General features: G+C 62.3%; 9 protein-coding genes. 2 read left to right on the forward strand and 7 right to left on the reverse strand.

Going from position 1 to position 14,796, the window contains the following annotated elements:
• Positions 1-673: 673 nt before the first annotated feature.
• Together P5205_07680 and P5205_07685 are read right to left on the reverse strand one after the other, a co-directional pair.
• On the reverse strand, positions 674-1,357 hold the full coding sequence (locus P5205_07680) for a hypothetical protein (GenBank protein ID HSA10237.1): 684 nt from the start codon (positions 1,355-1,357) through the stop codon (positions 674-676).
• A 26-nt stretch (positions 1,358-1,383) separates the two neighbouring features.
• Positions 1,384-3,954 carry an autotransporter-associated beta strand repeat-containing protein gene (locus tag P5205_07685; protein ID HSA10238.1) on the reverse strand — a complete coding sequence of 857 codons (2,571 nt, stop codon included), beginning with the start codon at positions 3,952-3,954 and terminating at the stop codon, positions 1,384-1,386.
• Here P5205_07685 and P5205_07690 point away from each other — a divergent pair.
• Positions 3,943-4,251 (forward strand): hypothetical protein, encoded by a 309-nt coding sequence (locus P5205_07690; GenBank protein ID HSA10239.1) that lies wholly within the window; start codon positions 3,943-3,945, stop codon positions 4,249-4,251. The two genes, P5205_07685 and P5205_07690, sit on opposite strands and share 12 nt — an antisense overlap.
• 197 nt (positions 4,252-4,448) lie before the next feature.
• On the opposite strand, the gene P5205_07695 is transcribed toward P5205_07690, so the two are convergent.
• The 3 genes from P5205_07695 to purD all read right to left on the reverse strand — a co-directional run bounded on the left by P5205_07695 (position 4,449) and on the right by purD (position 11,250).
• Positions 4,449-8,105, reverse strand: a complete 3,657-nt coding sequence (locus tag P5205_07695) for a LamG domain-containing protein (GenBank protein HSA10240.1) — start codon at positions 8,103-8,105, stop codon at positions 4,449-4,451.
• 69 nt (positions 8,106-8,174) lie between these two features.
• Positions 8,175-9,512, reverse strand: coding sequence for an Ig-like domain-containing protein (locus P5205_07700; protein HSA10241.1), 1,338 nt, complete (start codon positions 9,510-9,512; stop codon positions 8,175-8,177).
• A gap of 445 nt (positions 9,513-9,957) precedes the next feature.
• Positions 9,958-11,250: a phosphoribosylamine--glycine ligase gene (purD, locus tag P5205_07705; protein HSA10242.1), complete on the reverse strand. Its 1,293-nt coding sequence runs from the start codon at positions 11,248-11,250 to the stop codon at positions 9,958-9,960.
• A 121-nt stretch (positions 11,251-11,371) separates the two neighbouring features.
• On the opposite strand from purD, the gene P5205_07710 reads away from it, so the two are divergent.
• The gene (locus P5205_07710; protein ID HSA10243.1) at positions 11,372-12,295 is read left to right on the forward strand and encodes an FKBP-type peptidyl-prolyl cis-trans isomerase; all 924 of its coding nucleotides are present in this window, start codon (positions 11,372-11,374) and stop codon (positions 12,293-12,295) included.
• A 5-nt stretch (positions 12,296-12,300) separates the two neighbouring features.
• Here P5205_07710 and purM read toward each other — a convergent pair whose 3' ends face one another.
• Together purM and P5205_07720 are read right to left on the reverse strand one after the other, a co-directional pair.
• A complete protein-coding gene (purM, locus tag P5205_07715; GenBank protein HSA10244.1) occupies positions 12,301-13,344 on the reverse strand; it encodes a phosphoribosylformylglycinamidine cyclo-ligase in 1,044 nt (347 codons plus the stop codon).
• A gap of 155 nt (positions 13,345-13,499) precedes the next feature.
• Complete coding sequence (locus tag P5205_07720; GenBank protein ID HSA10245.1) at positions 13,500-14,774, reverse strand: MFS transporter; 1,275 nt, start codon at positions 14,772-14,774, stop codon at positions 13,500-13,502.
• Between the last annotated feature and the right edge of the window lie 22 nt (positions 14,775-14,796).

A 14,796-nucleotide genomic window follows, 5' to 3' on the forward strand; every position in this document is an offset into this window, starting at 1 on the left:
AACCCCTATCGGCCTGCGAAAAGCGGCGTGGCGCTTCGCTTCCCGCCGCACTCCAAAGGAGGGGTGTGCGAGCGCGCCGGTTGCCCGGGACGGCTGATACCGCCGCCATGTGGTGGTTGCATTCGACCTGGGTTGGATTCCCAATTAGGTCTTCACCGTCGAGGGCGCTACCGAGGCCCAGCCAAGCGGGGGATTTGGCATATGCACTGGCTGTCGCCTGCCCGCAGCGCATTGCGCCCCCGCCAAAGGCTGTCCCCGCGCCTTTCCGGTGTCTCCATGGAGGGACCCCTGTGTGTATCCCATGGGGAGCGCTCCCCATGGGATACACACAGGGGACTCCCCCAACAGGCACCATGCCCAAGCCGTAAAGCGCACCGCCACGCTGCCAGGTAGTTGTTTACGGAACAGCCACTGGATAGTCACTGGACGGAGGCAATTCCACGCCTATGGACTGCGGCGGCAAAGCGCAGCGGCGGCGCCGCTTGTGAACCCCTGTCGGCCTGCGAGAAGCGGCGTGGCGCTTCGCTTCCCGCCGCACTCCAAATGGGCCGTTAGACGGCGTCAATCCAGGCGACAACGGCTTTGTGCCAGTGCCTGATCCGGTCCTGGATCAGTGTGATCAGGTTTCTGATGATTCTCCCTCGAGAGCTGCCCGTGCGCAGAACTTGGGGGATCATCGGCGGCGCAGCCTGTTGTTCCGGGCACGGGCCAGGAGCACCATGGCTCCGCCCACCAGGCCTAATGCCAGGCTGCCTGGCTCCGGGATGACCGCCGTGATCTCCACCGTCCAGCTCGCCAGCGTGCTCTCGAAGTTGCCGGACAGGTCGGAGAAGAAGATGGTCCACTCTCCGTTGGGATGCTCGTTAAGGGCGTCGAGGAACCCTCCGTTCAGAGTGACGGTGCCATGATCCGGTTGATAAGCCAGGCCGGCCTGGGGAATCTGGACCAGGTGAACGGGGCCGTTGGCGGCCTGGTCATCGAGTTTGACGTTGGGGAAGCCCGCTGTGTCGAACCCGAATGTGTATTGCGGCTCACCGGCGTCCGGAGGGTTGCCCGAGCCCACGCGATTCAGCAAAGGGACGGGTGTGGGCGCATAGTCGTAGGACAGATGGGCGTAGAGGTCGCCGTTCCAACCGCCGGTAACGGTGAAGATGACGTTGACGTCGGTGAAGGTCCAGCCGATGCCGTGCTCGCCCTCCCAGTCAATGAACTGCGTGAAGGTGACCCCGGTGGGGTTATCGTCCGGGATGATCGCCCCCGGGCTAGGCGTTTGGGTCCAGGTATCGGTCAGCTCCTGGGCCTGCGAGGCGCCGAGCAGGCTTATCACGGCTGCGCTCAAAGCTATCAGTTGTTTCATTGTAAGATTCTCCTCCGGGCAATGCGCTACTGGCTGTACTTAAGGCGGTAAAAAGCTGCGGACGGACGGCTGCCGAGGTCGCTGAAATCATCCTCGATGTGGAACTTGCCGCCCGGATTCATGGCGGGAGTGATAAACCAGCTTCGGATCGCGCCTGAGAAGTCGGCCGCGGTGGCTCGCTGGACTTCGTAGGCGGCGCCCGGCACGCCCTGGAACTGGACCGTGACCGGGCCGGAAGGCGGCACCGCGGGTGTCTGTGACTGGCCGTACCAATCAGTGATGATGACCGAGATGCTCTTGCTGCGCTCGGCGCCGCGAGAGTCAACAACGGTGTAGTTGAACACGTCGTTATTGTTGTTGGCGGGATAGTAGAAGAGGTAACCCGGATGCGACGGGTAGCTGGCGATTCTGCCGCCGTTGGCCGAGGTGTGATCGAAGCTCTTCATCACCACCGTCTCGCCGTCGAGCGGATCAGGATTCGGGAACAGCTTGGAGACGGGGATCTTCCAGGTGGTGTTGGTGGAGCGAAGCACGACAATGTTGGTAGCGAAGGGCACGTGGTGGACCCGGAGGATGCCGTTGGTTCGCAGCAGCTCTGTGTCCCAGACCAGGTCCGGGTCCCCGGCCACGGGCATGGCTGGGACAATCGCGGCGAACGGCGCGCCACTGTAACTCGAAGCGACGAAGAGGGGCCACTGGTCGTTGGCCTGGAGGGTTGCGCCCCGGTTGGTGACATACAGCGTGCCGCCCTGGGTCATCGTGCCGATGCCGCGGACCTGGTCGTGAGCGTAGGCCCGGTCTATGTCCACGCCGGTCATGCTGCCGGCCTCCAAGGTTACGTTGCCGTTGTTGAGGTCAGTGAGGGAGCCGTATTCCTGACCTGTAGCGAGCAGGCCCGGGGCCAGAAGGCCGCCGCTCTTGACGATCAGGTTGCCGCCCATGGTGCCCTTCCCGCGCAGTATGGCTCCGGCCTCCACCGTGGCATCGCCGGTGCCGATCGAGCCGTTATCCAGCGTCAGTGTGCCCGCCTTGACCGCCGTGATGCCGCTATAAGTGTTGTTGGGGCCAGTAAGCGTAAAGGTACCGGTGTCCTCCTTGGCCAGCGCAAGCGGCGAGGCGGCGCCGCTGGCATGGTCGCGGATAATACCCGCGAAGGTGTGGTCTCCCGCATTGTGCACCGTCAGCGTCGAGGTGCCGAGGGCGGTGGCCGGGGCCTCGGCGTTTTGAATGACCGCGAAACTTTCCGACGCGCTAACTCCCTCGATGGTCTCGTTGTAGCCGCCCAGGTTGAACTTGCCGCTGTTGCCGCTGGAAGGGCCGGCGATGGACACAACCGAGGAGTCGGCGATCTGATTGTGGCTCCAGAGTGAAAGCTGATCCGTGCCAACGCCATCGCCCAGGGTTACGTTCATCGGGATTGCGGTCACTCCGTTGGTCTTATCCAGCATGAGCTCTCCCGCCTCGATAATCGTCGCGGCCCCGGAATAGGTGTTGGGCAGCGGGCCCGCCAACCGCAAGAAGCCCGTGCCTTGCTTGATAAGAGTTGAGCCGGCCCCCTGGATGACGCCCGCCATGATGGTGCCGGTGTTGTCCCGATTCACTCTCAAAGTACCGGCACCCCCCGTCCCGGCCCCGCGCATATCCACCACGCTGCCGATCTCGCCCGCCAACGATCCGATGGTCTCGGTGTAGCCGGCCACGTCGAAAAGCGTGCCGCTGGTCGTCAAGTAGACACGCTGGTCATCCGAGATGCGCTCGGAGCTGGTCCTGAGCCTCAAGGTGCCCTCGTGGATTTCAATCGTCTTGGTCCCGGTGGTCGTCCCGCTCAAGGCCAGGATGCCAGGACCGGCTTTGACGAGGTCATTCGCGCCCATGGTGATGACTCCCTCGTAGACCGAAAGGACGCCGGCAGTCGCGATGTCTATGGTGCTCCAGCCGGTAATCGTAATGCCGCGATTCGCTCGGACGAGCGAGTTGCCTGAAGCGGTCTGCGTAGTCCGCAGCACGGCGTTGACGGTCATCATGATGTTATCGGCGTCGAAGCTGGCTGGATAAGCCCCGCAAGGACTGCCACCGCCGGAAGGCACATCGCCGTTGATCTCAAACGTTCCGTTCCAGATGTAGAGGCCGCCGCTGTAGGTGCCGGGCCCGGTGTAAACTACTTTGCCGCCTTGAGTGTACTCGCAAATGTAAAGCCGCTCGGTGCCGGCAATCGTGACTGTTGGGTTTATAGTGAGGGTGCGACCGGACGCAGCGCTGATATCAACGTGACTCGTGTTGCCCGAGGCCATGGTCAATGTCTGCGCGCCTGCGAGCGTAACATTCCCGCCCCCAAGGAGTCTAACCGACCGCGCGGTGATGCCCGCACCCATGGTGATGGTGCCGGCATTCCAAATCATCGCATCGTCCCGCGGGGTGCGGGTCGTGTTGTCCCAGGCGACTTCCGCCCCGGGCGCAGCTCCATTCCACCAGTTGACGGCGCTCGTATTCCACGTGCCGGTGCCGCCCAAGTTCGCGCCGGCGGTCGTGTTGCCGGTGACACTTGCGTCCGGGTCCCAATACCTGGCGTAACCCCACAAGTTCTGGTGAGCAGACAAAAGCAAGATGGCAAGCGCCGCAAGTCCCCAGCGCACTGGTTTGTTAGCGTGATCCATATTAAACAGAGATTGCACTACATGCCGTTTCATGGTCCTGGCCGACTGGCGCGAGCATTCCTGCAACTGGTGACCAATCTGTATTCAAAGGTTGTTGCTGGCCTATCGCGCTACTCGGAAAGCCCATCTTATACACAAAGCCGGCTGGCAGAAGCAACCGAGGCGTTCACACGGCGGGTGGAAGTTATTCACAATCAAGAAAGCTGCCGCCGGGCCCGCGAAGAGTTGCCGCAAGTTTGAACGGGAAAGGGGAAGGTGGTGAAACGGGGCAAATCGTAAATCTTGTTATTTCAATATGTTCCAGGACCCGATGCCGATCGAAAGGCCCGCACGGCGTGCGCGCGCGGAGTTGAACTGGCACACAGCGGCGGCGGTCGAGGCATCGGCAAGCGGGCTCGAACTAAGACACTGGCAACAAGTGGTGGTTGCAGTGGGCGCTATGGATTGTACTTCAGACGGTAATAGGCTTCCTTGCCTCCGAGTGTCTCTTCAAACAGGAACAACCCATCCGCGCCGGGGCCAGTCGTCGGCAAGTTCGTTGTCAGCAGATCGGTCACGGGATCGGGGAAATTGACAGTAGTGCCTCGCTGAACAGTGTAACTGCATCCAGGAATGCCCGCTAAGCGCACTGTCGCCTTGCCGCCCACAATCTGAATCGTCTGTGCCTGCCCTGTCGCCGAAACGACGGGAACATTGACAGTGGCCTGCTTTGTGCAGGAGTAGGTATTGGCCGCGGTGTAGCTGAAACTGCCCGAGGTGAGCGCGTTCAGGTCCGTGGGCAGGAAGAAAACGTAGGTGGTATTCATGCTGATTGTCCCGCCCGTGGCGTTACCTACGCTCTGGATTGTGTTCGGGGCCGGGGTCAGGTCGGAGATCCTGATCTTGAGGCTGCTCCCCTGGAAGCGCTGGCGGTTGGCACTGGACACTTCGGGCAGCGCGTTGGCAGTAACCGAGTAATCGTAAGTGCCGTTGGCCACATTGGCCCCGTTATAGCCCTTGACGTGCAGATACCACGTGCCCGCTGCGGTCGGCGTGGTCTGGATCGTCCCGCTGGACCATTCGGTCTCGGACTCGTCCCAGGTGTGCGTCGCGCTTTGATCCCAAGCGTATTTGTACTTCTGTAACTTGCCAGCGCCAAAGCCTCCTACAGCCGTCCAATTCACACCACTGTCCACGCAAGCCGAGGAATTGTCGGGGGCCACGCTGCCCACCCCCGGCGGCACGGACAAAGTCCACCGGCTCTGCGGCGCAGATGCTGCCGTGTTGGGCGTCGGCACCGCCTGGTCGCTGACGCTGACCTTCAGGCCGGTGTATTCGGTGTTCGCCGTGAGGCCGTTCCAAGCATGCGTCGTACCTTTCCCGCCGCTGTCGCTCTGGCCGGCACAACTGTAGTTGTAGCCCGTGGAAGCATTCACCCCCGAATGGGCGTCCGACCCGGCACCAGTCACTGTGATGCTGTCGGTTGTGACCGCGTTGATGGTCATGCTGACAGGCGTCGGCGCGGCCGCGTCCACGCGGAATGGTGTACCCGTTGACCAGCCGAGGCCACCGTTGATGTTGTATGCGGTGGTCCCGCTGGATTCGCCCAGGCGGTAGTACGCCCAGGGGCTGTGAGCGAGGATGTGGTCCCTGTAGGCCGTCCCCGTGGTCCTGGCGCTGTAGTGGGCCTGAATCTCGGCCTGGGTGAGCGGCCGGTCATAGATGGCGAACTCGTCCATGTGGCCGGCATAATACGAGTCGCCCGACCAGTTGCTCCGGCCGATGTAGTTGACGGTGCGGCTTACGACGTTGGGCATGACGGTCTTCCCAACGACCGCGAGAGCCGTTCCATCGCGATACATCGCCACGGTGCCGTCGCTGTTCAGCACGCAGACGTAATGATGCCATGCGTTGTTGATGATGGCTCCGGCAGCGCGAGCCGAGCCGCCGGTGGCGGTGCCGTTATACACCTCGAACTGCAAGTCGCTACTTGTGCCGGAGCGAGCTATGAGGATGTTCTCGCTCGCCGGGCCGTTGCCGAAGTCTATGAACCGCTGCCAGGCGGCGGTGGACGTCGGATACGCCCAGAACTCAACGGTCATTCCGCTGCCGAAGCTGTCGCTAAAGGAGGGGATGACCCCGTGATCGTCAGTGCCATCGAAGCTTGCACAGGTGTCGCCCGTCACGCCGCCCGCCTGCCCCAGCGTCACGCCGCCGGTATAGGTCCCATTCCGGGAGGACTGCGAGAGGCCATCGAGCACCCCGACGCGGTAATACCACTGGCCGTCGCCGAGCGCCGAATCCGGCGCGCAGGATGTCCCCGATCCGGCCACGAACTGGCTGTCAAGCTGCGGTGAAGCGAAGTCCGAGGTGGGGGCCACTTGGACGCGGTAGTTGCTTTGGGGGTTCGAGTCGGTGTCGGAGTAGGTCCATTGGAGATCCGGGGTGTTGTCGGAACTCCATTCGTTTCCCGAGAAGCTGCTGTTTGACGCCGTCGGGTCGGTGTTTAGGACCTTGTATGAGCGGTACCCGGTCCCGCCGCCAGAGCCGCCGAAGCGGCGGTCATGGTTGTCGCTTTCTTGTGCGTTATCATTGACCACGCGGGCACAGGCGTAATATGTCTGCGGGTAATTGTGGGCTACGGTGTAATCCTGATACCAGCACAAATTGCCCGCATCCCAGCTCATGGCGCTGGCGCTGTAGAGGTCCCAGGTGCCGTGGACTGTGCCAAGCCAGATTCTTCCCGACAGGCCGTCACTAACGTGGTGGATGCGGAGCCAGTCCACATACACCGTCTGGCCATTGGCGGCGCCCGTGCCCACCGGGTCAAGACGGACCTGGTAGACAGTCCCGCTCCAGGAAGCCGGCAGCGCCACCCGGTACACATGCCATTGCCCATCCGGGACGATGTTCCAATCAACGTGCCGGTCCCCGCTCCACCCTCCAACGCTGCTGGACCAGAACAACTGCGCGTCAGATCCTCCATTCGCCCACATTCGGATGGTCAGGTAGCGGCAAGTGCTGGCGTTGATGGCCAGGCCGCCCGAACTGTAGCAGTAAGGATCGGCGCCGGTAACGCTTATCGCCATCCGGTCGTTTGCATCCTCCTGCGCAACGCTGCACGCGTTGCCGCCATACCATCCCTGAGCGGTGGCGCCGTCCCAGTCCCAGGAGTAGGAGCTGCCGGTGCCCCAACTGTCAGTGCCGGCAACGGAGAAACGAACCGTTTCGCCCTTCTTCTTGCCTCCGTTGTCCCAGCCGTCCGTCGCCCCCGGGGCCTTTCGGCTGTTACGTGTCCAGGTCCGCATGTTGCCGTTACTGGTGGGCTTGTCACCAAACCAGGAGACGTTTTCGCGGACCATCTGAAAGTCCTCGTTGTAATCGCCTGTCACCGTGGGGCGCATGTTGAAGTAAAGGTCCATCGTGCCCCCTGGGCCCGTGCCGGGCGAATTGTTGACACGGTTACTGCTGTACCAGCCGGGGCCCGAAGTAACGCCCCCCGTGTGCGCAAACCGATCGTTGCCGCTCCAAGTCCAGTACGCCTGCGACGGATTGCTCATTAGGTAGCGCCATTGGTACACATTCCCGAGGTACATGTAGCTCTCCGTGGACTTGCCCGCATAAACGGCGTCCAGTTCCGGGAAAAACCTGCCCATGTTGGCGATGGTATCCATGCCGCCGCCGCCGTCCGACCCGATTTCCAGCCAGTCGTCCCAGTTGTAGCTTGGAAAGGTACCGACCGTGTGTTCGGCATTGCCGGACCCAGCCTGATTCACGGCGGCGTTACCAGAGTAGCTACCCTCATAATTGGCCCAGTGATCTGCGCTGGTATCGCCATTGGCTCGTCTGGTAAAGCCGTGCCTGTAGGTGAGGTACATGTCACGGCCGGAAATGCATCCTCCGGTATACCAACGAATGCGGTCGGTCCCACTATTTCCCCACCCAAGGTGGAAATTTCCGCAATAAGCCTGGCCGGCGTAGTAGCTCCATGCTCCGGCACTCCCGGAACGACTGCATGAATCGTACGGCCAGCCCGCATAGGCGAGCGGCGTGGAATTAGCCAGGAATCCCGCTGCGACCAGAACTCCTATTACCGTTTGTTCAAACTGGCTCATACTCTTGGTCCTCCATCCGGAGCTTAGAACACTACAATAGACTTGTCGTGACATACTCTGACTCCTTCCTCATTTTGCTGGCGGTGCGGATTCGGCCGCCGCCGGCGGCAGAACATAAAAAGGCATTGTGACCGGCTCGGTGCGTTTTCCATCCGGCAGCAGGATCGAGAAGGCAACCAGCGCCTGCCCGACGGGAAACTCCTTGCCCACGGCCAATCGCCCCGAGTAAACGCCGTCACCCCCGGCTTCGTCTCCATGCTCGACGACGTCGCCAACGTCGTAGAGCGTCACGGCCCGCTCGCCACTCAGCGCCGCCTCGACGGCCGCCGCTACCGGCTCCATCGCCGGGTCCTTCCGGCTATTGCCGGCCACGCTGTTCCCTTGGCCGTTGCCGCCGCCATGAGTGTAAGCGGCGTAGATCACTGTGTTCGGCGCTCCGTTGGTCACAGGCATATTGTTTGCCGAGACCGGAGATGGCGTGCTGAGCGGCTGCTGCGGCACCAAGCCGTTCAGCGATACCACCGCTGCCTTCAGAACGCCATTTGTCCCTGGCAATTGGGTTGTCCTCTCGGCCTTGCCGACCGTCTGGCCGGGCTTGACCAGGTTCTCGGCCGCCACATGGAAGACCATCCGCACGCCTTCCCGATCCGTATAGCCCTCATGCCAACAGTCCATAATGGCCGGGCCCTCGCTCTGGCCCTTACCCGTCGTGAACTGCCATGAAGCCTCGCGCTCGCTCGCGAGGCCCGACATTGCCCTCACTCCCGCCTCCACCCGGACCTCGTACGTCCGGTGCGGGTTCAACGGCACATCCGGCCGGAACACCACGCGCCGGCCCTGGATGCTGATCTTCCCCGGGAGCGGGCTGCCGCCGGACGCGGGCACAACCCAAACGCTCTCCGCGGAGAGTGACGCAGGGTCCACTTCGGTGGTGAAGGCCATGGTGATCGGCGCGTTGATAGGTACCCGCTCATCATTGTGCCGCGGGTAGCGGGCAAAGACCTTCACCGGTGTCCCCGGCTGGCCGATTCGGGACACCGTGGCAAACCGCCAACTGAAAGTGTCCCCCAGCGCATTGCCCTTGGTGTCCCTGATGCTCGCAGCCAGATTAATCTGATACACCGTGTTCGCCTTCATTCGGAACAGCACGACCGCCGAATCCTCCTCTGGGAAGGCCACTCCCCCATTCTCCATCTCGCCCAGCGGATGACCGTTAACCTGAACCGACTGCGTATTAATCGAGGAGCGGTCCACCGGGCTGCTGAACTTGACGATGATATTCTCCTCTACTGGCACAACTGCCGCTCCGTCTGCCGGCGAGGTGGACACGACCGAGAAGCCATCCTGTTGAGCCTGAACGGTCGCCGCGAACAGCACTGCCCATGCTCCCAACATTGCCAAGGCCACAGATCGGCCGGTACCCCGGGCGCAGGCTGCTGATTGACCTTTGGAACACGCGCCATTTCTCAAGCCTGTAATCGGGTGTTTCATACACTTGACTTTTGTTGCGAGTTTCACAGGCTGCTGCGTTCTGTCGCAAATCTGCCCCGCGCACATCATCGAGTCGCTCAAGATCTGCCAAGTCAGGAGCGTTCTGTTTTCCGTCGCCAGCACGCCTGCAGGGTGTGCCAAAGCCTAGCCCATCGTCAAGAAAAACCTGAGCTGCCAAGGCCCGTCGGACTCAGGGACATCCAACCAAAGTGGAGCGCGGTTTGTGGGAAGCAGGGAACGCGTGTTCAAATCCACATGCGCGCCTGGAGCTATTCACCTTCAAGCGCCTGTGAGCTTGCTTGAAACCTCTCCTTATCCCAAACCACGGGCCACCTGCGTCAAACCTGTATTGCCCAGGGGCTCAGACCAGGGCCTTGGCGCCTATGTCGCGGCGGTAATGGGCGCCATCGAAGCGAATCATGTCCACAGCCGCGTAGGCGGCATCGCGTGCGCTCTTCAGGTCTTTTGCCCAGGCGGTGACGCCGAGAACGCGGCCGCCGTTGGTAACGATGTGGTCCCCTGCCCCGGCCGTGCCGGCGTGGAAGACTTTTGTGTTTGGCAGCCGGGCCGCCTGGTCGAGGCCGCGGATGGGTTTGGCCTTCTCGTAGCTGCCGGGGTAACCGCCGGAGGCCATCACGACGCAGACCGAGGGCATCGGGCTCCATTTAAGTTCCGATTGCCCGAGGGTGCCATCTATGCTCGCCGTGAGAAGTTCCACGAGGTCGTCCTGCATTCGGGTCAAATAAACCTGGGTCTCGGGATCGCCGAAACGCGCGTTGAACTCCAGCACTTTCGGCCCGGCCTGGGTAAGCATGAGGCCGGGATATAGGATGCCATGAAAATCAATGCCCTCGGCGGCGCATCCGCGGAGCCAGGGATCGAGGATGCTGCGGCCGACGGCGGCCAGCTCGGGCTGGGTTAGGAACGGCACGGGGGAATAGGCGCCCATGCCGCCGGTGTTGAGGCCGCGGTCACCGTCAAGGGCGCGCTTGTGGTCCTGAGCGGTGGGGAAGAGTTTCGCGGTCTTGCCGTCACAGAGGGCGTGCAGGGAGATTTCCATGCCGTCGAGGAGTTCCTGGATGACCAGGTTCGCGCCAGCACTGCCGAAGGCCCGCTTGACGAGAACATCTTCGATTGCACGGTCAGCTTGAGCCATGTCGCGGCAAATAAGAACGCCTTTCCCAAGGGCGAGGCCATCGGCTTTGACAGCGCAGCGTCCGCCGAGAGAAGCAGCAAAGCGAGAGGCGGCGGCGGCATCCTCGAAGCAGCCGGCGCGGGCGGTGGGGATACCATATTTATCCATGAACTGCTGCGAGAAGACTTTGGAGGACTCGAAGCGGGCGGCGTTCTGGTTCGGCCCCCAGATGCGGCGGCCGTCCTTCTGCCAGAGGTCCACGATGCCCAGGGCGAGGGGGTTGTCCGGCCCAACAACCGTAAGATCGGGCCGATGCTCCTGCGCGAAAGCCCGCAAGCCGGCCAAATCTTCAGCCGCCAATTTCACGCACTGTGCGGCGCCGCCGCCATTGGCGAGCCGTTCCTGGGCAATGCCGGCATTGCCAGGGGCGCACCAAAGCTGCGTGACGTGGGGCGACTGGGCCAGTTTCCAGACCAGCGCATGTTCGCGACCGCCGGAGCCGATGACGAGCAGTTTCATGGGGGCGATTGAAGCAGGAACTGGCCCGGGCGCAAAAGCATTTTGCTAATATTACTGCTGGACATTTGGCGGCGTTAGTGTAAACGAAATCCCGCTGAACGAACTACCTCATCGAACAATTATGAAGACTGGATTGAAACTGGTTTTGGGTATCGGGTGCGGACTCGCGCTGCTGCAGGTTTCCATGGCGGCCCAGGACAAGCCGGCCGCGACAGGCACCAATACCAACGCGCCGAAGCTTTCCCCCCAGGAGCAGAAGGAGAAGTGGAGCTACGCCATCGGCATGAACATTGGCACCAGCATGAAGCGCGGCGCGGTTGACCTGGACGTGGACACGATGGCCGCTGCGATCAAAGACGTGCTGGCCGGCCGCAACCTGAAGATGACGGACCAGGAGGCGCAGGAAGCCTGGCGTTCGTACCAGATGGAATCCCGCACCAAGCAGGAGGAAGTGCGGAAGCAGCAAGGAGAGAAAAACAAGAAGGAAGGGGAAGCTTTCCTGGGCGAGAACAAGAAGAAGCCAGGCGTCAAGACTCACACCGTAACGCTGCCGGACGGGACGAAGGCCGAGATGCAATACAAGGTCATCACCGAGGGCACGGGCGCCATTCCCAGGACCAACGATACCGTCTCCGTGAATTACCGAGGCACCTTCATCAACGGCAAGGAGTTTGACAGTTCGGCCAAGCATGGAAACCAGCCCGCCAAATTCCCCGTCAACCGCGTCGTGCGCGGCTGGACCGAGGCGCTGCAAATGATGAAGACCGGGGCGAAATGGGAGCTGTACTTGCCGTCGAGCCTGGCTTATGGCGATCAAGGCCATGGACCGGGCATCGAACCGGGGTCAACCCTGATCTTCGAGATGGAGTTGGTCGGAACCGAAACCCCAGCCCCGCCGCCGCCTCCCGCCCCGCTCACCAGCGACATCATCCGCGTGCCTTCACAGGAGGAGCTCAAGAAGGGCGCCAAGATCGAGGTCATCAAACCCGAGGACCTCGAGAAGTACACGAACGCCGCCGCTCAGAAGGCCGAGAAGAAGAAGTAGCGCGGTCAGACGACCCGCACAACTCCCCTGCCCTTCACCACCTGGCCAATCAGCCAGGCTTTCCGTCCGCGCGCACGGATGGCCTTCATGATTTGATCGGCCTTGCCTGCCGCAACCAGCAGGACCATGCCGACGCCCATGTTGAATACTTGATATAGCTCGGCCTCCGGCACACCGCCCTTGGCCTGTATCAGCTTGTAGATCGGCAGCATTTCCCAGGTTCCTTTGCGGATGATTACGTCACATCCAGCGGGTAAGACACGGGGAATGTTGTCCACGAAACCGCCGCCGGTGATATGCGCAAGCCCTTTGATGGCCGCCCCGGCCTTGAACTTCCGCAGCAGCACTTGAATGAGCGGGCCGTAGCTGACATGCACTTTGAGCAGTTCGCGGCCGATGGTGTTGCGCAACTCGGGCAGGTAGGTATCGGGCTTGAGCCGCATCCGCTCGAAGAAGATTTTGCGGGCCAGGGAATAGCCGTTCGTGTGCAAGCCGCTGGAGGCCAGGCCGATGACCGCATCGCCCGGTCGGATGGCTTGGCCATCGAGCATCCGGGACTTCTCAACCACACCGACGATGGTGCCGCTCACGTCATATTCGCCCGCTGCGTAAAACCCGGGCATCTGCGCCGTCTCCCCTCCGATGAGCGCACAGTGATTCTCCGCGCACGCCTTGGCAAAGCCTTTGAGGATATCCCGGAACACGCGTGGCTCCAGCTTGCCAGTGCCCAGGTAATCCAGGAAGAAGAGCGGCTCCGCCCCGAGAACCGCGATGTCATTGACGCAGTGGTTGACCAGGTCCTGGCCGATGGTGTGGTGGCAGTCCAATGCAAAAGCCAGCTTAAGCTTGGTGCCGACGCCATCTACGCTGGAGACCAGCACCGGCTGGCGGTATTTGCGCACATCCAGCGCAAAGAGACCTCCGAAGCCGCCCACCTTGCCGAGCACCTCGGGCCGATGAGTTGCCCGGAGCATTCGGGGCAAGGCGGCCTTTACTCGGTTGCCCAGGTCAATATCCACACCCGCGCGGGCGTATGCCTTCTGTTTCATCGGCGGGAAGGTAGCGGGTGCGGGCCCGCATTCCAAGCTCAAGGAGTACCCATCCGAAACTCCTGCCCCATTTGCCGCATGAGAAGAACCCCTGATTTGAGGACCACGCGGCGTCGGCGCCAACAAATGCCAACAGATGGACGCGAGGCTAAGGGCTATTCGGGCAAAGGCTGGTCCTTGGTCTCGGGCGCCAGCCAAATGAGCGCCAACCCCAGCAGGTAGATGAGCGTCACGGTCGCACCGGCCCTGGCATAGCTGCCTCCATAGGCGGCGACCAGTTGCCCTTGCGTCAATGCCCCCGCAGCCGCGAGGATGCGGCCGGCGTTGTAGCATAACCCCTGGCCAGTCGCGCGCACGCGAGTGGGGAAGAGCTCCGGGAGATAAAGCGGCAGCCAGCCATAGAAGGCCGCCGTGGTCGCTCCGACCAATGTGACCATCACCAGAAAGGCCGCGCCATAGTGGTTCACGCTGCGGAAAAGCCATCCGCACAGCAGCAATGACAGCAGGCACAAGGCAAAATACGCCGGCCGGCGCCCAATGCGCCCGGCAGCCAGCGCACCAAACAACGAGCCAACAATGGCGCCGGCGCTGACTAGAATCTGCGCCATGGCCTTGGCCGTGGGCACATTGCCTCCGGTCATTTGGTCAGCCCACAGCGGCAGCCACTGCACCGAACCCCAGGTCCCGATCAAGGCTATCGAAGCCAAGGCGATTCCCAGCAGCGTTTTGGCCAGCAACCCGGAGGATACGATTTCCCGGACTGGACGCGCCGCAGCCCGCCGAACGGCGGCGCGCCAGCGTTCGGATTCGGGCACGAACAACTGTACGGCCAACGCCAGAAAGGCCGGTGCCGCGCCGGCGATCATGATCCAGCGCCACGATTCCCGGGTGACGTCAAAGCACAGACCCAGCAAGGCAATCAGCAAGTACCCCGCGTTGGACGCCATGCCGATGACCCCTGCCAGCAGCGCGCGTTTGCCTGGCGGCCAAGCCTCCATCACGAGCGCCACACCCAGCGACCACTCCCCGCCCATGCCAAATGCGGCGATGAAACGCAAGACGCCCAAGTGCCAGGGTTGCTGCGCGAAGTAGCACAAGCCCGTGAAGATAGAGTAAGTGAGGATGCTCAAGGTCATGGCGCGGACCCGACCCAGGCGGTCCCCCAGCCAGCCGAACCCAAGCCCGCCAGCTGCCGCGCCCACGAGGAACAGGGCGGTGATGCGCCCCATCCATACGCCCACGAATTGGTCCTGGCCCAATTCCGAGACCGGGAGCATGCTTTGCAACGCCGGCCGCGCCACGAGCGGAAAGATACCCATCTCCACACCGTCAAACATCCAGCCCAGGAATGCCGCAGCCAGCACGAGCCATTGGGCGCGGGTGGTGCCGCCCCCGCCCGGGGCCGCTGCACTGGTTGCGGAAGCGATCATAGCTTATGTGTGCGGGTCTTAC

The sequence above is a fragment of the Candidatus Paceibacterota bacterium genome (assembly GCA_035452965.1).
In the GTDB taxonomy this organism is placed as follows: domain Bacteria; phylum Verrucomicrobiota; class Verrucomicrobiia; order Limisphaerales; family UBA8199; genus UBA8199.

Bases quoted from the DNA above. Each gene is read 5' to 3' on its own strand.
- P5205_07695 (HSA10240.1), bottom strand. From the start codon at position 8,105: ATGAGCCAGTTTGAACAAACGGTAATAGGAGTTCTGGTCGCAGCGGGA.
- P5205_07720 (HSA10245.1), bottom strand. From the start codon at position 14,774: ATGATCGCTTCCGCAACCAGTGCAGCGGCCCCGGGCGGGGGCGGCACC.
- purD (HSA10242.1), bottom strand. From the start codon at position 11,250: ATGAAACTGCTCGTCATCGGCTCCGGCGGTCGCGAACATGCGCTGGTC.
- purM (HSA10244.1), bottom strand. From the start codon at position 13,344: ATGAAACAGAAGGCATACGCCCGCGCGGGTGTGGATATTGACCTGGGC.
- P5205_07680 (HSA10237.1), bottom strand. From the start codon at position 1,357: ATGAAACAACTGATAGCTTTGAGCGCAGCCGTGATAAGCCTGCTCGGC.
- P5205_07710 (HSA10243.1), top strand. From the start codon at position 11,372: ATGAAGACTGGATTGAAACTGGTTTTGGGTATCGGGTGCGGACTCGCG.